General features: G+C 34.1%; 16 protein-coding genes and 1 other annotated feature. Of the genes, 6 read left to right on the top strand and 10 right to left on the bottom strand.

The features are described 5' to 3' along the window. The first annotated feature begins 11 nt into the window (after nucleotides 1–11). Nucleotides 12–1,208 (top strand): D-alanine--D-alanine ligase family protein, encoded by a 1,197-nt coding sequence (locus F7O84_RS17335; RefSeq protein WP_151148203.1) that lies wholly within the window; start codon nucleotides 12–14, stop codon nucleotides 1,206–1,208. Nucleotides 1,209–1,262: 54 nt separating this feature from the next. Here F7O84_RS17335 and F7O84_RS17330 read toward each other — a convergent pair whose 3' ends face one another. The 6 genes from F7O84_RS17330 to F7O84_RS17305 all read right to left on the bottom strand — a co-directional run bounded on the left by F7O84_RS17330 (nucleotide 1,263) and on the right by F7O84_RS17305 (nucleotide 8,103). Then, nucleotides 1,263–2,492 (bottom strand): GGDEF domain-containing protein, encoded by a 1,230-nt coding sequence (locus tag F7O84_RS17330; protein ID WP_151148201.1) that lies wholly within the window; start codon nucleotides 2,490–2,492, stop codon nucleotides 1,263–1,265. Between the two features lie 104 nt (nucleotides 2,493–2,596). Continuing rightward, entirely contained in the window at nucleotides 2,597–3,874 is a 1,278-nt protein-coding gene (locus F7O84_RS17325) for a glycosyl hydrolase family 18 protein (RefSeq protein ID WP_151148199.1), read from the bottom strand. Between the two features lie 87 nt (nucleotides 3,875–3,961). Next, nucleotides 3,962–4,459, bottom strand: a complete 498-nt coding sequence (ilvN, locus tag F7O84_RS17320) for an acetolactate synthase small subunit (protein ID WP_151148197.1) — start codon at nucleotides 4,457–4,459, stop codon at nucleotides 3,962–3,964. A 12-nt stretch (nucleotides 4,460–4,471) separates the two neighbouring features. Then, entirely contained in the window at nucleotides 4,472–6,196 is a 1,725-nt protein-coding gene (ilvB, locus tag F7O84_RS17315; RefSeq protein ID WP_151148195.1) for a biosynthetic-type acetolactate synthase large subunit, read from the bottom strand. A gap of 111 nt (nucleotides 6,197–6,307) precedes the next feature. Then, nucleotides 6,308–6,576, bottom strand: a binding site (T-box leader). A gap of 118 nt (nucleotides 6,577–6,694) precedes the next feature. Then, nucleotides 6,695–7,402 carry an AlkZ-related protein gene (locus tag F7O84_RS17310; protein ID WP_207708071.1) on the bottom strand — a complete coding sequence of 236 codons (708 nt, stop codon included), beginning with the start codon at nucleotides 7,400–7,402 and terminating at the stop codon, nucleotides 6,695–6,697. Between the two features lie 26 nt (nucleotides 7,403–7,428). Further along, complete coding sequence (locus tag F7O84_RS17305; protein ID WP_151148193.1) at nucleotides 7,429–8,103, bottom strand: DNA alkylation repair protein; 675 nt, start codon at nucleotides 8,101–8,103, stop codon at nucleotides 7,429–7,431. A 169-nt stretch (nucleotides 8,104–8,272) separates the two neighbouring features. On the opposite strand from F7O84_RS17305, the gene F7O84_RS17300 reads away from it, so the two are divergent. The 3 genes from F7O84_RS17300 (at nucleotide 8,273) to F7O84_RS17290 (ending at nucleotide 11,248) form a co-directional block, all read left to right on the top strand. Further along, the gene (locus F7O84_RS17300) at nucleotides 8,273–9,355 is read left to right on the top strand and encodes a M23 family metallopeptidase (RefSeq protein WP_330578822.1); all 1,083 of its coding nucleotides are present in this window, start codon (nucleotides 8,273–8,275) and stop codon (nucleotides 9,353–9,355) included. 150 nt (nucleotides 9,356–9,505) lie between these two features. Beyond that, a complete protein-coding gene (locus F7O84_RS17295; protein WP_151148191.1) occupies nucleotides 9,506–10,333 on the top strand; it encodes a hypothetical protein in 828 nt (275 codons plus the stop codon). 27 nt (nucleotides 10,334–10,360) lie between these two features. After that, nucleotides 10,361–11,248: a hypothetical protein gene (locus tag F7O84_RS17290; RefSeq protein WP_151148188.1), complete on the top strand. Its 888-nt coding sequence runs from the start codon at nucleotides 10,361–10,363 to the stop codon at nucleotides 11,246–11,248. Between the two features lie 55 nt (nucleotides 11,249–11,303). Here F7O84_RS17290 and F7O84_RS17285 read toward each other — a convergent pair whose 3' ends face one another. Next, entirely contained in the window at nucleotides 11,304–12,056 is a 753-nt protein-coding gene (locus F7O84_RS17285) for an adaptor protein MecA (RefSeq protein ID WP_192451818.1), read from the bottom strand. Between the two features lie 343 nt (nucleotides 12,057–12,399). Between F7O84_RS17285 and F7O84_RS17280 the strand changes: the two genes are divergently transcribed. Beyond that, the gene (locus tag F7O84_RS17280) at nucleotides 12,400–13,689 is read left to right on the top strand and encodes a 5-bromo-4-chloroindolyl phosphate hydrolysis family protein (protein WP_151148184.1); all 1,290 of its coding nucleotides are present in this window, start codon (nucleotides 12,400–12,402) and stop codon (nucleotides 13,687–13,689) included. A gap of 12 nt (nucleotides 13,690–13,701) precedes the next feature. Further along, nucleotides 13,702–14,835 carry a toxic anion resistance protein gene (locus F7O84_RS17275; protein ID WP_151148182.1) on the top strand — a complete coding sequence of 378 codons (1,134 nt, stop codon included), beginning with the start codon at nucleotides 13,702–13,704 and terminating at the stop codon, nucleotides 14,833–14,835. Between the two features lie 73 nt (nucleotides 14,836–14,908). On the opposite strand, the gene F7O84_RS17270 is transcribed toward F7O84_RS17275, so the two are convergent. The 3 genes from F7O84_RS17270 to F7O84_RS17260 are packed head-to-tail and all read right to left on the bottom strand — an operon-like array spanning nucleotide 14,909 to nucleotide 20,247. Further along, nucleotides 14,909–18,247, bottom strand: coding sequence for an ATP-binding protein (locus F7O84_RS17270; protein ID WP_151148180.1), 3,339 nt, complete (start codon nucleotides 18,245–18,247; stop codon nucleotides 14,909–14,911). Next, nucleotides 18,192–18,851: a DUF4194 domain-containing protein gene (locus tag F7O84_RS17265; protein WP_151148178.1), complete on the bottom strand. Its 660-nt coding sequence runs from the start codon at nucleotides 18,849–18,851 to the stop codon at nucleotides 18,192–18,194. Before F7O84_RS17265 ends, F7O84_RS17270 begins: the two co-directional genes overlap by 56 nt. Continuing rightward, nucleotides 18,835–20,247, bottom strand: coding sequence for a Wadjet anti-phage system protein JetA family protein (locus F7O84_RS17260; protein WP_151148176.1), 1,413 nt, complete (start codon nucleotides 20,245–20,247; stop codon nucleotides 18,835–18,837). Before F7O84_RS17260 ends, F7O84_RS17265 begins: the two co-directional genes overlap by 17 nt. Nucleotides 20,248–20,254 lie beyond the last annotated feature (7 nt).

Raw genomic sequence — 20,254 nt, 5'->3', positions numbered from 1 at the left:
AGGATTTATATATGAAAATTAAAGTAGGTGTATTTTTTGGTGGTCAAAGCGTAGAACATGAAGTATCTATCATCTCTGGAATTCAAGCTGTTTATGCTTTTAATAGAGAAAAATATGATATTATACCAATCTACATTACAAAAAATAATGAAATGTATATAGGCGAAAACATTGGAGATATTGAAGCTTACAAAGATATCCCAACACTTTTAAAGAAAAGTCAAAAGATTATACTTGTAAATGATAATAAAAAACTTAACCTTGTCCGCTACCCTATGAAAAAATTTGGAACTAATATTATAAATTCTATTGATGTTGCCTTTCCAATTGTACATGGTACGAATACAGAGGACGGAACTTTGCAGGGTTACTTTCGCACGCTATGCATCCCGTATGTGGGCCCAGATGTAACATCTTCTGCGATTGGAATGGATAAGTATGTTATGAAAACAGTATTAAAAGATAACGGGATTCCTGTACTTGACTGCATTTGCCTAGATGTTAAAAAATATCACACGAATCCTAATGATATTATAGAACGTGTGGAAGAAAAAATTGGCTATCCAGTTATTGTAAAACCAATTAATCTTGGTTCAAGTGTCGGTATTAAAGTTGCAAAAGATCGTGCAGAGCTAGAAGATGCATTTGAGTATGCATTTCAATTTGCAAACAAATTACTCGTGGAAAAAGCAATTGTTAAACTTCGTGAAATCAATTGTTCTGTGCTTGGGGACTATGAAGAGGCAAAGGCTTCTGAATGTGAAGAACCAGTAGGATCGGATGAAATCTTAAGCTATGAAGATAAGTATTTATCTGGAAATGGCGGTTCAAAAACTGACAATGGTTCAAAGGGAATGACTAGTTTATCTCGTAAACTTCCTGCTCCTCTCTCGCCTCAAAAGCGTGAGGAAATACGTTCGCTTGCCGTAAAAACCTTCCAGACATTAAATTGCAATGGGGTTTCTAGAATTGACTTTATGATAGATACTGAAACGGATCAGTTATATGTAAACGAAATTAACACTATTCCTGGTTCCTTGGCTTTTTATCTATGGGAACCAATTGGAGTAACTTACGATATGTTATTAGATCAAATGGTAACCTTGGCATTAAAAAGAGAGCGTGAACTAAGTGAAATCTCTTATTCTTTTGATACGAATATTTTATCTGGAGTAAAGCTTGGTGGAATGAAGGGTGCAAAACTTTAAAAAGGAGGACATAAAACGGTTTGTTTTATGTCCTCTTTTTACTTTAAGAGCAACTTAACATTTCTTCTTAATTGACAAGAGTTCTAAATCTTTTTCTACACTTGCCGCCATTACTTTATTTAGCTCAACTGAGATATAATTCATCGTAATGGCATTTCTTCCGTTGTTTTTAGAGTAATAGAGTTGTTCATCTGCTTTTTCAATCAAATCATATATCGTATTGTTTGGATTAGCCAACATACTGGCCACTCCCATACTTACGGTTACATTTGAACAAGTGGCCTTCTCACCTGCCTTAATATTAAGCAAATTAATTCTTTCTTGTATTGCAAGTGCCACTTCGATACACTCTTCTTCACTTTGATTTGTGAGGACAATAACAATTTCTTCCCCACCATATCGAACGATTAGCTCTGATTTTCTTGACGCAATGTTATAGATGCACTCTGATATATCTTTTAGGCATTGGTCACCTGCGATATGTCCAAACGTATCATTATAATTTTTAAAACAATCAATATCAACCATAATAGCCACAATCGATTTTCGTGTATCACTCCACGCTCCCCACATTTGGGCTATTTTCTCATCGAACCCTCTTCTATTTAAAAGGTTGGTAAGGCGGTCAACACCGCCAAGGGTTCGTATGGCAAATTGCGCTCTTTTTTCTAATATATAATGATAGAATCTACTCATCATAATAATGACTGAAACAAAAGCAATCATAATGGTTACTGCTATATATAATTTTAGATTCATCTCAATTCTTGGAATCGTTGTAAGCATTACAATGGTGACAATAGTATCAAATCCAATAAAAAAAATAATAGTAAGAAAAGACCCAATATAAAATCCAGTTAAAAGAAACATAAGAAGATAATAGTATGTAATCGATTGATAAACTTGAATTTCCAAACGAAGTTCTTTTAAACCGACAACATTAATTAATAGCCAAAATGTTATGTAGATTACTTTTTGCGCTTTTAAGCCCTGTATCAATTTACAATGTATAAAATACCAAAGCATAATATATAAAAGGGTAATAAAAAGCATGGTAATCCCAATATCGGCAAACCAGCTTCGTTTTATTTTGAATATAATTTTAACTACCGAAATAAGCATCAATATTAAGGAAACAATGAGCATATGGCTAATATTATCTCTTATTAGATATTCATTTAATTCTTGTTGCTCTAGATCACTTTTATTCATAAAATGATAAAAGAATACCTTTAATTTGTCAGACTTAATACCACCAGCATTCAAACTCTTACTATTCTCCATTGCATATCCCCCATACACAATAAACCGTTACTTTTGTCCTATATGAACAGTATATAGACTATATTAAAACATAGCAAGGATATTCTTTTCTATTCTATAAAAGACTACACCAATTTATTTATCGTATACAGTGAATTTAGAACTGCCCAGTTTGCTGGAAATCTTCTCATCAAGTTCCAATAACCTGCACCTAATAAATTATATTCATTTACCAATCCTAATTTGGCCTCAATGCTTCTGGCATCTTCAAACCATACGACATGTTGTATTCCTAACTCATCCGTATAATAAAAGTAGGGCGACATGGCAATGGGGTCAAATTCAATCAAGGCATTATATCTGGCTGCAATATCAACGGCTTCCGTATTGCCTACAATAATTGCTTCACTTTCTCCTCGAACAAAAGGAAGCTTCCAATCGTATCCATAATTAGGGATTCCAAGCATTATTTTATTTACATCAATCTCTGTAACGCCATATTCTACTACTCTTCTTACCTGATCTAGAGGAGCTACGGCCATGGGAGGACCAAAGGTGTAACCCCATTCATACGTCATGAGTAAAACGGTGTCAGCTATTTCTCCAATACGCTTATAATCGTGTGCTTGATAGATTAGTCCGACCTGCGTAGCAGAGGTTTTTGGGGCGAGATCAACATTAACAATAAAACCTTCTTGGTGTAGCCTGTTTGTTACTTTTGAAATAAAAGTGATATAATTTTCTTTGTCTCGAATAAACTCAAAATCAATGTCAAGTCCAATATAACCTTTAATATACATGGTATTTATTATATTCGTAATTAACGTTTCTGTGGCAACTGGATCACCAAACAATTTTTCTGCATGCTCATTGCTGAAATTCCCGCTTTCATCAATTGAAGAAATTAACATCATTGGAGACGCCTGCAACGAATAAGCCTGTCGAATAAGCGGTTCATCATCAATTGGAATTAATTCACCTGTAGCTGTAAATCCATAACCAAATATGGTAAGTGTCGTCATATATGCAAGAGCAGTTCTTAGGATCGATTGATTAATAAATGGATAAGCATATCCATTTAATCTGGCTCCTCTAAGTTTTTCTCCTTCAAAGGAAATCGCTAATATTTCCCCTTCAAACAATACATTATTATTAATTAAATTAGGATTATTTTGTAGTAAGTTAATCTCACTGATTCCATAATTTTCTGCAATTGATTGAATGGTCTCTCCTGCTCCTACCACATGCACTACATTGGGTATTAAAACTACGATTGCCTGACCAACAACAAGGGAACTGCCTGTTTCAAGTCCATTATCAAGTAATAGCCTCTCCACAGAGACTTGATATAAGCTTGCAATGCTATTTAAGGTCTCACCTTGTTTTACAACATGAATAATCAAACTATTTTCCCTGCTTATTACACATCTTAACTAATTATATGCAACCTGTGTTTGTTTATGTTATAACTCTAAGGTTATTTCACTTTGCTATCGGTCTGAAATACTAATAGATTCAATTGCCACACTTCCTCCTCTTACCACTTCAATATTCGTAAATTCCTTTGAAACCAATCGTATCAAATCATCATTCTTTGTTTCTGTCTGAAGACACTCCATAAGAATTCCAGACCTTCCCATATCGACTACCTTACCTCCAAATACTTCACTAATTCGATATGCAAATGATCTTTCTTTATCATTTGCTGTTAATATCTTAAGATACAGTATTTCTTTCATATGAACTGGTACATTGGTTAAATCAACTACCTTAATTACCTCAATAAATTGATTGAGTTGCTTTTTGATTTGCTCAAAGGTAGCATCATCACTATCCACACATATCGTCATTCTTGATATCGTTGGGTCTTGTGTCTCACCTACGGTCAAGCTTCTTAGATTGTAACACTTTCCTGAAAACAAACCAGAAACTCTTGCTAATACACCTACTTCATTTTCTACATACAAGGACATCCATCTTTTTTTCATTCTTTTACCCCCCTAACATTCTAATATCATTTCATTTAAGGCCTTCCCACCTGGAATAATCGGAAGTACCAATTCTTCTGTTTCAATTGTAAATTCAATAATGGTTGGAGTTTTTTTATTATTAAGTGCCTTCTCAAACGCACTTTTAATATCCTTTTCCTCCATTACGCGAATCCCTAAAGCTCCATAACTCTCCGCTAGTTTTATAAAATCGGGAGAATAAGGAGGACATTCTTTATTTTTATCAAAGCAATTTTTCTTACAGCTTCTGGTGCAGCGAAGACAAGTACTTGAATACCTTCTGTCATAATACAAATGCTGCACTTCTCTTACCATACCTAGATAACTATTGTTGAAGATACAAAATACGATAGGAAGTTCACAAGTAACCGCTGTTGCCATTTCTTGGATATTCATCTGCATTCCACCATCTCCCGAAATACAAACTACCTCTTTTTCTGGAGCACCTAGCTTTGCACCGATTGCAGCTGGCAAGCCAAATCCCATCGTTCCAAGCCCCCCTGATGTCAAAAGCTTCATTGTCGGATTCATTCTAAGATATTGTGTGGTCCACATTTGATGCTGTCCTACGTCCGTTACTACAATACCATTTGAATAGAATTCACTGATTTCATGAATGATTTTATCAGGTGATAATCCATTTGGGTTTTGTGGGGCTATTTTGTGTTCTCTTTCCCATCCTTTAATCTGATCCATCCAACTATTTTGATAACAGTCCTTTGCTCGTTCTTGCATGGCTTCTATTGCAAGCTTTGCATCGGATACAATTGGAACATCTACCTTAATATTTCTTGATATGGAAGCGGCCTCAATATCAATATGAATGATTTTAGCCTTTGGCGCAAATCCACTGATTCTTCCTGTGATTCTATCGTTGAATCTGGTACCAATAGAAAATAATAAATCACATTCGCTGATTGCCATATTAGAAGCGTAAGAGCCATGAAGCCCTATATTTCCAACATAAAACTCATGATCAGTTGAAATGGAACCTTTTCCCATAATGGTCGTAATAACAGGAACTCTTACAGTATTGATTAGCTTCGTTAATTCTTTTTCTGCTTTTGAAAGTCTTACTCCGCCTCCGATTAAAAATACTGGACGTTTCGCTTTTTCAAGCATTTCCATTGCTTTTTTTATTTGTCCTAAATGCACTGAGGTATTTGGCTTATAGCCGCGAATGGAAACAGCTGCATCAAAATCATCTTCTCCCATCTCTAACTGAATATCCTTTGGGATATCCACCAATACAACTCCTGGTTTACCAGTTCTTGCAATATAAAAGGCTTCTTTGATAATTCTTGTTAAATCCTTTCTATCGCGAACGGTAACTGCATACTTACAAATACTTCTAGTAATTCCTACAATATCTACTTCTTGGAAGGCATCATTTCCTATCAGGTGCTTTGATACCTGACCCGTAAAACAAACCAATGGAACACTATCATATTGTGCGGTTGCAATCCCTGTAACCAGATTGGTTGCACCAGGACCACTTGTAACCAAACAAACTCCAACCTTACCTGTTGCACGTGCATATCCATCTGCTGCATGAATTAAACCTTGTTCATGTCTAGGTAAAATTACTTCAATATCTTTTTGTTTATACAGCTCATCAAATAAATCAATTGCATATCCTCCAGGATATCCAAATAAAATATCAACGCCTTCTCTTTTTAATACCTCTACAAATGCCTGTGTTCCTTTTCTTTTCATTTTTGATACCTCCTATTTTATTTCATATTACTTCTCTTACCAAAGATACAAGCAGATTGCCCTTTGCTTAACTCGTTGTTTGCGAAAAAAAGCCCTAAGCTAATGTTATTAGCTTAGGGCGAATGATTCATCCGTGTTACCACCTAAATTCAGAGATAATCTCTGCACTCTGTCAGTACAGAATCGTCCAATAAATGAAGAAAGACGTATCGATACTGCTTCCATATAACGTCGGAATCACGTTGAAGTCTACTAAAGATTGCTCTTGTTCGGTTCACTGCTCAAAGGCTACTTCCATACTTCCTTAGTAAAGATTCGCACCAACCATCTTCTCTCTGGAACTTTAGCGAGTATGTACTCCTCCTCGTCATAGCATTTCTTGTTTTGTATTGTTCTTGATTATATACAATGTCACTTTGATTGTCAATGATATTATTTATTGTAATTTTAGGTAATATTTTATGATAGTAGGTATTTTAACTAATAAAACATAGCCATTTACCCTTTGATAAACTTTTTAATCTTATTTGGTTTCGCTATCGGATTTAAAGAAAGTATGTGTCTGGTTAATTCTTCTATTGCCTCACTTTCCTTCATTCCTGCGGCTTTTTCAAATACCTCTTCTCCCCAAAAATCTTCTGTTGTACAAAAAACAGTTGAGGACCATCCGTATTCTTCCCCTTTTCTAGATACTTTCTGTTGCCTTCCACACATCGTAAGAAACAAATTCATTTGTAGTTCGACTAAAGCTCTGTCAAATTGTGATTTATCCTCCTTACCAAAGCCTGCAAGTTGCTTGATTGCATGTAGAGGCAATGTATTATTTTCTTGAATTACCTCATAGATTCGCTTCGCATAATTACTAATTACACCGTTTTCATAATCTTCCTCAAAGCATCTATTTCCCCTACGTATCGCAATAAAAAATGGCGCCCAGTCTTTCGTTATATATCCACTTTTTTTAAAGAATACTTTTGCATAGGATATATCCCTACGCTCGTCCAATACACGCATACGCCATTCCCATGGGTCCGTTTCAGGATCTCCTGTATGCCATTTGACAGGGGTATCGTAAGGAGGTTTATCATTCCAGCCCCATGGAATAACAGAAAATATACCCTCGTTATTTCCACCTCCCATTGAAACCCCCGCTTTTAACAAAACATCAACAAATTCATTATAATTACTTATTCTTATGTGGTCCATGAAATCCCTCCATTTTATTATAGCTACTATCTTTTCATTGTTTTTATCATCTCTTTTGTTTCTTTATCTATCTTAAGTGATTCCGTTATCTTTTGCAGTGTCTTATTATAGGTAAAATCATCTAAGTGGTTATTCTTTAAAAAAGACATGGTTTCTATAGGAAAGCTCACATAATACATTGAGATTGCCCATGCAATTCCCATTCGAACATAATAAGCATCACTTTCTATCTCATCCATTCGCTTTAATGCCTCCTTAACATATTCCTCCTTCCTATAATAATTCAAAAGCATAACGACACCAAATCGAATATGATATTCCTTAGAATCCTTTAAATACGGTTGAATAAAAGACCACATTTCCTTTGGATAACGATTTGTTATTTTAAGAGTATTACAAAAGGAATCACAGACGGACCAATTATTTATTTTTGGTATAAAGTTTGCTATATACGATATAATTTCTTCAAAATCGGCTTTTACATAACCAATTACCATTCCTTGTAGCATTACCTCTTCAAATGTATCCTGTGTTGCATGTTCTAAATAATCTTTCCAATCCTCTTTTGCCAACTGCTTGGCGATTACTCTTAGCTTTGGGAGTCTGACTCCTAAAATATTAGGTATTCCTGGCAACAGTTTTGCCATGAATTGCTGATATTCTAATTCTGCTTGACTACTAAGTATTTCTTTTACATTCACAACCCCAATCTCCTAACTTATTTGCGAACTTATGTTCTATTTGAATTTATCATATTATACAATGAAATGGTTGTCAATCCTACATTTGTTATAAATCCTTTGATTGTTATCATTTTTATAAACATAAAGGCATAAACTGTTACTACATTAAGTAATAGCAGGTACAAAGTTGAGTAAAATAAAAAAAGGAATTATTGGCGAAATTCTATTTCTAATATTGCTGGTTGCAATACTATCATGTAAAAATAATATCGTTTCCATCATGACCTCTCAACCAAATGCTAGCTCTGAAAATAATCCCTTCCAAAATAGAGACACCTCTCCCAAGAAAAAGACGGATTATATCAAATGGGTAGAATTCAATGTTACTTCAGATGCACTAAATACTGCATACAAATATGACGTAGAGACACATGATTTAGACATTAAATTGGATTGGATTGAATTACTGGCCTATGCGGGGGCAAGAGGTGGTGGAGAAGTAGGAAAAAAAGCCGTGGCAGAGATGAAAAAAGCTGCTGAAAGTATAATAAACGGTGAAACTACAATGGAAAATTTAACGGTAGATATGAAATATTATTCATATTATTTGGAGGCCTATACCGCTATTTTAGATGGATTTGTAGGAGAGTATGAGATTGAGGAAGAAGACGAAGCTGGTAATAAAGTATGGGTAAAAAAATACGGGCTCAAAGCTTTCTCTCCTATCGCAAAGGGATTTCCATATAATGATTATGATGATTTTGGCGCCTCAAGATCTTACGGTTATAAAAGAAATCATCTAGGACATGACATGATGGGGCAGACGGGTACACCTATTATTGCCGTAGAGTCTGGTTACATAGAAGCACTTGGTTGGAATCAATATGGGGGCTGGCGAATTGGTATTCGAAGCTTTGATAAAAAACGCTATTATTACTATGCACATTTACGGCAGAACTTCCCATTTAATAAGTCTTTAAAAGAAGGGGATACGGTAACTGCTGGTGATGTAATTGGCTACATGGGCCATACCGGTTACAGTCCAAAAGAAAATGTAAATAACATCAATGTCACACACCTGCACTTTGGTTTACAGCTAATCTTTGATGAGTCGCAAAAGGAAGGCAATAATGAAATATGGGTTGATTGTTATGCACTTACCAATTTCCTTTCTAAAAATCGTAGTCAAACTGTAAAAGATGAAGAAACCAAAGAATGGAAACGTGTCTATCAAATGCGTGAAGAGGGAATACCTCCTATATCAAACTAAAATTAATTATCAACCATTGCTTTATTTTATTCTGCTACTCAAATTTACATATCTTTGAAAATTATATATAAATATTTTTATCAATATGTCGATATTTATAATGTAAACATTGTTTTACTACTTTGTAACATTATAAGGAGGATGAGTATAATGAGAAAAATTTTTAAAGCATTAATTGTATTAGGATCAATACTAATATTATCACCTACAACGCCATCGTTTGCTGCTGGTACTATGGTAAATGAAACAGAACCTAATAATACAATGGATACAGCCAATTATGTAACTCGAAATCAAAGCACCCCTGCCCAAGCAGTAGATGGATCTTATAGTGGTGAATTTTTTATGAAAGCTTCAGGTAAAAAAGATGATGATGATTGGTTTCGATTCACCTTGCCGGCAAAAACTGACAGCTACCTATCTTTTGTTTCTGATAGTGGGCTATATAATATAACCGTCTTTGATGAAGATAGTAACATTATAGGTTCTAATGAATATAAAGCTGTTTTAGGTAAAACTATTTTTAATTTAAACATTAAAGAAGAAGGCACCTATTATCTTCAAATATATTGCCGTGTGGGTGGATCCTATAAATTCTCTATTGGAAATCCAAACTATACCATAGGAAACTATAACTATTCTTTAGGATCTTTATCATTTGTAAAAGATAAAGATTACGAAATTACAAAGGATTTTTCTCAGATCAGTGCCGTACCAAAAGGTGCAATTGTTTACAATATAGATTTAGATGGTGGTTCTGGTAGCTTAACAAAGGCCGCCCAATTAAAAACTGCAAGATATACTTCATGGATCAATACCCCAAGATATGTTTGGAAATCAAACTTACCAGTGAATTATACAAGTGAATTTCATCAATCATGGTATTTTAAATATACCCCTGTTAAAACTGGAACACTAATAGCTGGTATAAAATTCCGTTATGTTTACCCTGTACTTCCACCCAATGAAGTTAACTAACTAAAACCTTTATAAGGAGAAAATTCAATGATTGAATACTTTGGACAAACAAATTCGTCTTTCTATAATAAAAGCAGACAAAAAGTTCTTAATAATAAACTTTCACTTCAATATTTAGCAACCACAACGAGCAAAACACCTAGCTTGTTAAAAAACAATGTACTAAAAAAATCCTCACAAAGAGATACTGCTGTATTTTCTACTGAAGGCTTATCTCAATGTGATAAAAAAAATAATAATGAGAATAACACTTTTTTGCTTGATTTCTCTGGTGGAGTCGTAGGGTATGATTATATGAAGCAAATGTATACCTTAGACGACGGTACGCTAATATCTCCATCTACGATCCACCCTGTAAACAAAGAAAGCTGTAGCACACTATATGCCGAAAATAATAATCTTTTATTCTGTAGCAATACCTATTACAACTATAAAGAGGTTAATGGCACTAATTGGTTAATGGCAGTAAATAAAAATAGCGTGTATCAGGCCTTTTCTGATAGTAGTATGGGAAATTACTCTGTAGACGAATATCAGGCCATTGGTAAAACATATGGATTTTTCTCTTCTCTAATAGAGACTCCATATCCAGTTGCATTAAATATGTATTATTCAAATAACGAGATATTGGAAGTAATGAAAAATGTAGGAATCACACCTGGCAAATTCACTATAGGGATTGATAACAATATGAGAACCTACTATTTATGTAAAGATGGGACTATTTTATCAGATGAGCAGGTTCGTAATTATCGTTCTACTCTTAACAATGTTAATGTCTTTGAACGTGGATATACAAAAGACGACGTATGGATGGTCGATGGTGTCGAAATAAGACCAGATGAACAGGGCTATCTGCATATTCCCGATTATCTAGGAGCTGATATAGAAGTTATTCGAAACTCAAGCAATTAATCACAAAAAACGGCCAAATTTCTTTTTTTGAAATTTAGCCGTTTATAAATTTATATTAAATTTTCTTTAAAATCTCTATTGCCTCATCTTCAATCATGTTTTTCGCATGCTCTTGTACATAAGCCATTACAAGTTTATTCTTTTCAATTTTAGCAGTAAAATCAAGCGCCTGAACAACAAAGCTATCTACAATTGTATCCTCAGTGTCTGAAAAATCTACTAATAAATAGTACTGTTTGCTGTCTTTATACAAATGAGAAGGAACCTTTAATGCTACTGTTTTACATAACATCTCTAAATGAGACAAATCAGAAAATTGGAACATAAATTTCTTTTCTTTCTTTTCCGTTTCTGTTTTTTCCAATGTTTTATCTTCCTCATAACTTTCTGTATCCTGTAAAAAAGACTCTGCCATTCCCTTATACTTTGCCATCATTTCTTGAAAAGCTTTTAACTTTTCTTTATGTGGCAGCTTTATAATCTCTTCTAAACGCTCTTTTCCGATTGTCTCTACTGCCTTATAAGCCTCTAATGCATTCTCAATCATCTGATTCACATGGTAATCAGGCCCAACTTCAGTAAATCGTAATACCAACTGACCGTCTTGTAGGAGTACTACCTGAATCTCTTGTAGATTCTTATTCAATTGAAATCCCGCTTCTTCTCCTTTTTCCATAATACTTCTCATAAAATTTGAAGCAGCTTCTTTATTGGTATAAAGGTCATTTAATTCATAACCCATTTGGTCTATCTCTGTTACAGCAATAACACATTGTACTGTGTATTCATTTATTTTCTTAAACGTCATATTTCCCACCATCCTCTCTATACGTTTGGGAGTTACCATTCAGATTTAAAAGCAACAAATGATGCACAAAAATGATACATTCTTGAAATCGATATAATTCGTTTGTTTTATTTCCTGTTATAAGTGTTATACTATATATATATCACACAATATTAGCACTGTCAATACATGAGTGCTAATATTGTACTACTTATAATATTTTTATCAATTATCTGACTTTATATGAGATTCTATGCACAAACTATGTGCAAAATAACCGATTCTATCCATCAAATGATTTGTCATTCTTGTTTAAATGAGATATAATAAAGTATCTGTACAGTGACACTACGGAGGTTGTTACATGAATAATAAACGAAATTTTTCTAACTTAGAAGATGAAATCAAGGATATCGTATCCAATGCGATTCATAAAATGGACTACAATCAGCTCAATAAAAGCATTGAAAATACAGTGGAAAATGCTCTTTGGGAAGTTCGAAATGCATTGGGCATGAATCGTGATCAAAATAATTTCAAGCATTCTTCTTACCATAATAAATATTCAAAGCAAAAGCAAGAACGTTGGCAGGATGTTAAGCTAAAAACAGGTTATCAAGCATCAAGAAGTGATACAAAACCAGTCTCCCCCAAAAGTAGCGACAAGCAATCCATTACGAAAGCCTATCCAAGTAATCCTATTGGAAAGGTAGCTGGTATTTTATATACTGTTTTTGGCTGGATCTTTCTTCCTATAACGGGTATTGCTATCTTGGTTTTAACATTGCTTGGTTTTATCATGAATCAAATGAACTTGTTTGGAACGATTGCTCTTGGCATTTTTCCATTTTTACTGATTAGTTTTTTTATGACCTTAAGAGGCTCAATGATACGTGCTCGCTTAAGAAGATTCTACAGATATATTAGCTTATTTAAAGATAAAAGTTATTACTCTATTCAAGATTTGTCGGCGCAAACACAATTAAGTCGTAAATATATCACAAAAGATTTACGTAAAATGATTGTAATTGGTATGTTTCCCGAAGCTCACATCGATAAGCAAGCAAGCTGTATCATGCTAAATCAAGAAAGCTATCAGCAATATTTGCAATTACAAAAAAATATGCAACAAAAGCAATCTTTTAATACGCCTCCTGCAAAAGAGGTTAATGTAAATTCAGAAAAAGCAAAAGAAAGTAATGCTGAAAATCCAGAATTACAAGCTATCATTGAAAAAGGCCGTCATTGTATTCGGCAAATTCGTGAAGCCAACGATGCCATTCCTGGTGAAGAAATCTCTAATAAACTAGATCGGCTTGAATTAGTAATAGACAAAATATTCACACACGTGGAGCGTAATCCTAGACAGCTTTCTGAAATCAATAAGTTTATGGAATATTATCTTCCCACTACGCTGAAATTAGTAACTGCATATAAAGAATTCGATTTACAGCCAGTTCAAGGAGAGAACATTCGCTCTGCCAAGAAAGAAATCGAAACGACATTGGATACCATTAATCATGCTTTTGAAGTATTATTGGACAGTCTCTTTGAAGATGCCGCTATGGACATTGCTACTGATATTTCAGTACTAGAAACCATGCTGGCACAAGAAGGCCTTACCAAACGTAATTTTAACCCAAATGATCATTAGGAGGAACGTATTATGACAAACGAAACACCAACTCTAACCTTTGAGCCTTTTAAGGAAGACATTCAACCGACCAAAGAAGTGTTAAAAGAAGTACCAAATAACGATATTCCTGTCTATGATGAGAGTTCCCTTTCTCCAAAAGAACAAAAAATGGTAGATGAATTTGCAGAAAAGATAGATTTAACCCAATCAAATCTTATATTACAATACGGAGCAGGAACGCAGAAAAAAATAGCAGATTTTTCAGAAAACGCCCTAAATAATGTACGTACAAAAGATTTGGGCGAGATTGGTGAAATGCTTACTGGCGTTGTTGCTGAGTTAAAAAGCTTTGATGCTGAGGAAGAAGAAAAAGGATTTCTTGGCTTCTTTAAAAAGGCCTCTAATAAACTAAGTAATATGAAAGCGAAATATGAAAAAGCAGAACTAAACGTAAATAAAATATGCAAAGTCCTTGAAAATCATCAAATCCAGCTTTTAAAAGACGTTGCGATGATGGACAAGATGTATGAGATAAATAAAAATTACTTTAAAGAGCTATCCATGTACATTCTAGCTGGTAAAAAAAAGCTTCAAAAAGTACAAACACAAGATCTTCCAAAACTAGTAGAAAAGTCTGCTTTGACTGGTCTTCCAGAAGATGCGCAAGCAGTCAATGATCTAACTGCAGTCATCAATCGCTTTGAAAAGAAAATACATGACTTGGAATTAACTCGTATGATTTCCATTCAAATGGCTCCACAAATTCGTCTTGTGCAAGGAAATGATACCGTAATGGCTGAAAAGATACAGTCAACGATTGTAAATACGATTCCACTATGGAAAAGTCAAATGGTACTTGCTCTTGGGGTTGTTCATTCTTCTCAAGCAGCAAAAGCACAACGAGAAGTAACGGATATGACAAATGAACTGTTAAAAAAGAATGCCGAAACATTAAAGCTTGCAACCATAGAGACTGCAAAAGAATCGGAACGTGGTATAGTAGACATTGAAACCCTACGTACAACTAATGAATCTTTAATTTCTACACTCGATGAAGTACTTCGTATTCAAACGGAAGGTCGTCAAAAGAGAAAAGAAGCGGAGATTGAACTAAACCGTATTGAGAATGAACTAAAGCAAAAGCTTCTTAGTATGAGAGGATAAGCAAAGCGAAAACGCGCATAAATTATGAAGCACGATGACAAACCAACTAAGTGTGGTCGTATCGTGCTTCATTTTATTCCATAGCCGTTAGTAACTTGTTAAATTCTATTTTTTCAAACGGTTGAATGGATATGTGATTTTTATTTGGATTGGCAAACACAAAGGTTTTATCTACATAATCAACATAATTTTGAAGTTTATCATTGGTTGCACTAATGATTGCTTGAAATCCCATTTTACGAATTAATTCCACACAACTTCCAACTTTCTCTCCATCCATTTTGGAAAATGCTTCATCTAACACAACCAATCTTAATGTCGGATTTCTTCTTGAACTTTCTTTGCTATTAATTTTATAAACTTGTGCAAAGCTTGCGAGTAAAGCGATGTAAAGTGGATTTTGTCCTTCTCCTCCTGAGTTTTTGGAAAGCATTTTACTAAGCTTCATTGGAGGCATACCTTCAATTAATTGTTCCATATCAAAAGATAGATACGTACGATAATCCGCATATTTTTCCATATTATAACGGGCTTCTTCTAGCTCCTTTACATCACTGTTTTCTGGTGGCATAAAGATTTCGATTAACTCGTTGATTAATGCTTCATAATTTTTTGAATGTCCCTGAGAAAATAAATCAATTTGATTCTCCATATGATTGGATAGTTGTAACGGATTTACCTCTAAGTTCTCATCCATGAACATATCGTAAAACTTCCCATCTTCTCCTTTATTTTTGGTAATCGTAAATCGGTATTTCTCTTTACCAAAATCTGATTGAGCTAGAATCTGATTTAACTCCTCTTTCTGTTGCATGGCTTCTTTGATGGAATCCCTAATTTTATAGATGAAATCAGTCTTAAAATGATGAATGGCTATTCCCGCCTGCCTTGCAGCCTTTCCAGTAAATTCTTGTAATTTATCACTTTGTAATTTGTTTAGTAATTCATCATAGTCTCGATTCTCTCTTCCTGTAGTAGAAAATCCACGATAAGAATATTCTCTTTGGTATTCCTCTCGCACTTTAATAAGTGATTCATACTCTTGATTCATCTTTCCGTCACAGGATAACTTTTTGTTCATTAACCAACTTTTTAGTTTTTCTGGTCGTTCTCCTGACTTTTGTCTGATTAATTCCTGAAAGCTGTCTTCCCATTCTTGTTGGAATACAAAGCTTTTTTCTTTTAATACAAGTTCTCCAGTTAGCATAATGATTTCTTCTTTAAAATCACGAAGCGCCTTTGTTTTTCCTCTTTGTTCACTACCATAGATTTCTTTTTGCTCTGTTTTCTTCTTTATCTCTTTTTCAAGTTCTTGCTTTTTCTCTTTCCAATGTTGTATATCCCTACTCTTTAATTCATTAATTTTAATCTCTAGAGATTCTTTTTCCACAAGCCTTGCTTGAATCTTTTTTATATCTTCCACATACTTTTCATAGACTTCTATGTCTTCTGAAAGAGCCTCATACGTTAGCATTTCTTGATGCATTTTTAATTGCTCTTGATATGGACTCATCTCATCCTTTAATTCCAAGAGACGAAGTTCTAAACGACTTTTTCTTTGTTCAATGGAATTCTTTCCAATGTATGCAAATTCTATATAGTTCTTAGGATTCATATGCTGTAGCTTATAGTTATGGTAAAGTAAGCAATCCTTTGTGACCGCACTTTTATTTTGACGCAGTTGTTCTGGTTTTCCACAACGTATCACGCTTCCCATTAAGTAATCCACAAAAGCCTTGGCATATTCTTTGCTACTGTCAACAACTTCTGCCAAAGAATCCTCAAGAACAGGCTTTACTGCCTTTAATACACGTTCTGAGTCAATGACAGATACCTTGTGATATTTCTTCTCATCCATAGCATGATAAATCTCAACTGCCGCTTTTGTATACTTTGGTTCTACTATCAATGATAGTTTATGATTCCCCATATATCCTTCAACTGCGTTTTGCCATGACTTATCTGTAATCTGAAGTAAATCTGCAAGAATATGAACTTCAACGCTTTCACCGTACTGGTTGGACAAAGTCTCTTGTATGTGGTTTCTAGCAGTAAGTAAATACTCTGGATAAGCTTTATTTCCTTCCTTTAGCTGTCTGATTTCACTATGTACTTCTTTTACTTCCTTACGAAGTGAGCCTAGCTTTTCTTCTAACTCCATACAACTATTTTGGATATCCTGTCTTTGTTTTTCGATGGTATCCTTAATCTGTTTTAACATTGCTACATCCATATGATAGCTTTGAATCGTTTCAATGTTATGCTTACACTCTTTTGATATCTCTTCCACATCTAACCACTTTAGAAGTCCACCTGCGACTTTTTCATAGTTTGTCTTACTCGTATATAAAAATTCAAGAATTTGATTGATCGCACTAAGCTCTGACTCCAAATGCGTAAATCCACTGTTTTCAATGGCTATCATCACTTCATCACGTTGCTTTTGAAGTACTTCTAGTTCTTGTATCAGACTGGTGTTTCTCTTTTCTAAATTCTCTAAATCAGCTGTGTAAGCGGTTTGTTTTACTGAAATTTCTTCCATTCGCTTCTCAATGGAATATATATCTAGTTTATCAATATAGTATTGATACTGCGCGGATTCTCGGTTATACTTTTGAAAGTTTTGATATTGTTCTTTTATTTCTTCTAAAAGACTAATTTCTTTTTTCGTATCTTCCAATCGTCTTCGAAGCCTTACATACGATATAACACTGTCTTGCATATCTTCAATATGTATGTTTTTTTCCATACAAATATAATTCTTTACAAAGTCTTCTAACTTCATGTTCATACGAAATGGAATTGCTTTTTTAAATAAAGAAGGGAATTTCTTCTCATCCAATCCTCCAAGATAAGTTTCATACAACTTAGTACGAAACTTTTCATTGGTTCTGCTATAATCCCATTGTTCTTTCTCATAGTGGCTACTTAGCCAATCTCTTAGTTCACGAATGGTCATTGGTCTCTCATTTAGCCGATAGCCATTCGTAAGTAAACGCCCTTTATGCCAAAAAAACATTCGATCCGCATCACTTGTGCTAACATCTACATCAAACGCCACACCTATGCATTGATATTCCTTCTTTTCCATGTTTTGGAACTCTAATACAATTGTAGTTGAAAAATTTTGATTTCTTAAATATCCTGCCTCATCATTTTCTGCAACTACCTTCATTCCTCTTAAGTATTCCATAAGTGTACGATCTGAATCATCTTTTGCTGCTTTATTAAAAAAGCCTCGACCATTAGTATCTACATAAAGCAATAGCTGTAGTGCATCAAGCACCGTTGATTTTCCACTTCCTGAATGTCCAGTAAAGAAGTTAATTCCAGTACTAAAGGATAATATTTTCTCGTTAATATAGTGCCAGTTGTTCAGACACATTCTCGTCATCCCCTGAAAGGTTGTCATCCTCTTCTTCCTCACTTTCTTGATATTGTGTAATCGTATTTCTTACCTCTTGTGCAGACAATAAAAGATTGATAGAAGGATAAACAATTAACTTTGTCTCACCGTTTATCTCTCCATCAGACTCTAGTAATTCTATGATTTGAAATTTACGAAGGACTGCGATTGTCCTTTTTAATTCTGTAATAGGAATTGCCTTGTTATCCCATAAACGAAATAAATGAATCTTATCATAGATTTCATTTAATGATACATAAACATGAACCGAATTTGACACGCTGTTCATCTTCTCTTCAAACACAAGCTTTAGTAATAAGATAAAAATGGTTGTAAGCTTACTTATCTTATCACCCATTAACTGATTTCCACGTAAAGCCATCACGCCATATTGACGATTTTCGATTAAGTCAATACCTGCTATACTAAAATATTCGGTTAAGAATTCTAAATGTTTTTCACAGATTCGATATTCTTTGTTATATTGATATCTTGCTGTTTTTCTGTCATATCTTCGTTCCAAAACAAAGGTTTGACTTTGCAAGAGGGCAATTGTCTTCGTTACTTCTGCTTGCTCTTCTTCTGTAAGCTCATTATAGTAAGGAATCATTCCAAATCTCCTTTTTTTGCTCTGTCGTATTCTTTTTTAAAAAAGTCAGCTTTGGATAGCTATACTTTTCGTTTTGAATCAATTCACTTTCTTCTTTTCGTACCATAAAAGGGCTGTGCTTTCGTATGCTATGATCATAGGCTAATATCAGTAATTCAAAATCCTCTTGTGTCAAAACACTTCTTTCATCGGTTGTATATGTATCTGCCTCCATCCGCTTAAGAATAAAGGCTTCGATTTCTTTCTTACTATACCTATTTTTGTTTTGATTTAGCTTTAGAATTTCGTCTGCTGAAAGCTCCTCTTCCATTCTTTCTTCTTTCTCAATCGTTTCTTCAAAGGTTCTTCTTTTTCCTCTTTTTTGATACATGGATTCCTTGGATATCATACTAAAATCATTGATTAAAATGCTCTCTCCTATTTTAGCTAGAATTTTATCTCTGCGTCTTTCGTTCATCATTCCAAGGAGCTTAACGACATTTCCTTTCATATTATCATCGTTATTTAGCATATATTCAAGACGCCTTACAGTGGCTCTGACATATTTACTATGCTCTGAGTCTATGCGCGCAATTCTTTTTTCCATATTTGAGATTCCACGCTCCACATGGTCAAGCAATTCAAGTAATTCCTGTTTCATGAATTCACTTTGTGCTCCATTTCTAGCTCCCTTGGTAATTAATAAATTAATTCTTGCTTCATCTTCTCTGATTTGCTTTAGTAGGGTTTTAATATCATTTTTATAAAGGTAAAAATTATCTCCTGTTTTTAACAAAGCATATTTTTTATTGACGATATTTTCTACATAACCATTCAAATGTTCCTGTAGTAAATCCTCATAACTTTCTTGTTTTAATAATGTTTCAAAAAACTTATCCATGTTATGAAGCATGTCTTGTAAAGCACGATTTAGTCTTGCTGTATTCACCATTGCAGTCTTAAGAAGCTCCATTCCTGCTTTATTATCATAATAAAATGAATAAAGATTCGTATATACATTCTGAATATACAAATCTGTTTCATCCTCATCTGGATTATCAAGTTTTTTAAATGTTTCAATAAATATAGATGCATAATCCGGTATTACCACATTTGTCTTAAAGGAACTGTAATCTTCAATTTTACGTAGCCATCCAAATCTGACCAGCTTACTAAAAATCCTTGTGGCAATTGGTTCAAGCTTATCTGTTTCCTCGCCAGTATCATCAGCTGATATGTCAACCAGTCGATTCTCAAAACAATCTGTTAGTAATTGAATACAAGTCTCCTTACTCAAAAAGTAATCATTATATAAGTATTCATCATAAATTAATAGAAGTGATTCCATGTAAATGTATCGATTCCTTGATATAAATAAACCAAAGAAAGATTCTGGTATATTATTAATTCCTTTCACCTGTACC

Origin of the sequence: Candidatus Galacturonatibacter soehngenii (genome assembly GCF_008830185.1) — a bacterium.
Taxonomy (GTDB): Bacteria; Bacillota; Clostridia; order Lachnospirales; family Lachnospiraceae; genus Lachnotalea; species Lachnotalea soehngenii.
This window is presented reverse-complemented; position numbering and strand designations above follow the sequence as displayed.

Coding starts and splice junctions, on each gene's coding strand:
- F7O84_RS17280 (WP_151148184.1), top strand. CDS start 12,400: ATGAATAATAAACGAAATTTTTCTAACTTAGAAGATGAAATCAAGGAT.
- F7O84_RS17290 (WP_151148188.1), top strand. CDS start 10,361: ATGATTGAATACTTTGGACAAACAAATTCGTCTTTCTATAATAAAAGC.
- F7O84_RS17285 (WP_192451818.1), bottom strand. CDS start 12,056: ATGACGTTTAAGAAAATAAATGAATACACAGTACAATGTGTTATTGCT.
- F7O84_RS17275 (WP_151148182.1), top strand. CDS start 13,702: ATGACAAACGAAACACCAACTCTAACCTTTGAGCCTTTTAAGGAAGAC.
- F7O84_RS17295 (WP_151148191.1), top strand. CDS start 9,506: ATGAGAAAAATTTTTAAAGCATTAATTGTATTAGGATCAATACTAATA.
- F7O84_RS17270 (WP_151148180.1), bottom strand. CDS start 18,247: ATGACAACCTTTCAGGGGATGACGAGAATGTGTCTGAACAACTGGCAC.
- ilvB (WP_151148195.1), bottom strand. CDS start 6,196: ATGAAAAGAAAAGGAACACAGGCATTTGTAGAGGTATTAAAAAGAGAA.
- F7O84_RS17310 (WP_207708071.1), bottom strand. CDS start 7,402: ATGGACCACATAAGAATAAGTAATTATAATGAATTTGTTGATGTTTTG.
- F7O84_RS17330 (WP_151148201.1), bottom strand. CDS start 2,492: ATGGAGAATAGTAAGAGTTTGAATGCTGGTGGTATTAAGTCTGACAAA.
- F7O84_RS17335 (WP_151148203.1), top strand. CDS start 12: ATGAAAATTAAAGTAGGTGTATTTTTTGGTGGTCAAAGCGTAGAACAT.
- ilvN (WP_151148197.1), bottom strand. CDS start 4,459: ATGAAAAAAAGATGGATGTCCTTGTATGTAGAAAATGAAGTAGGTGTA.
- F7O84_RS17265 (WP_151148178.1), bottom strand. CDS start 18,851: ATGATTCCTTACTATAATGAGCTTACAGAAGAAGAGCAAGCAGAAGTA.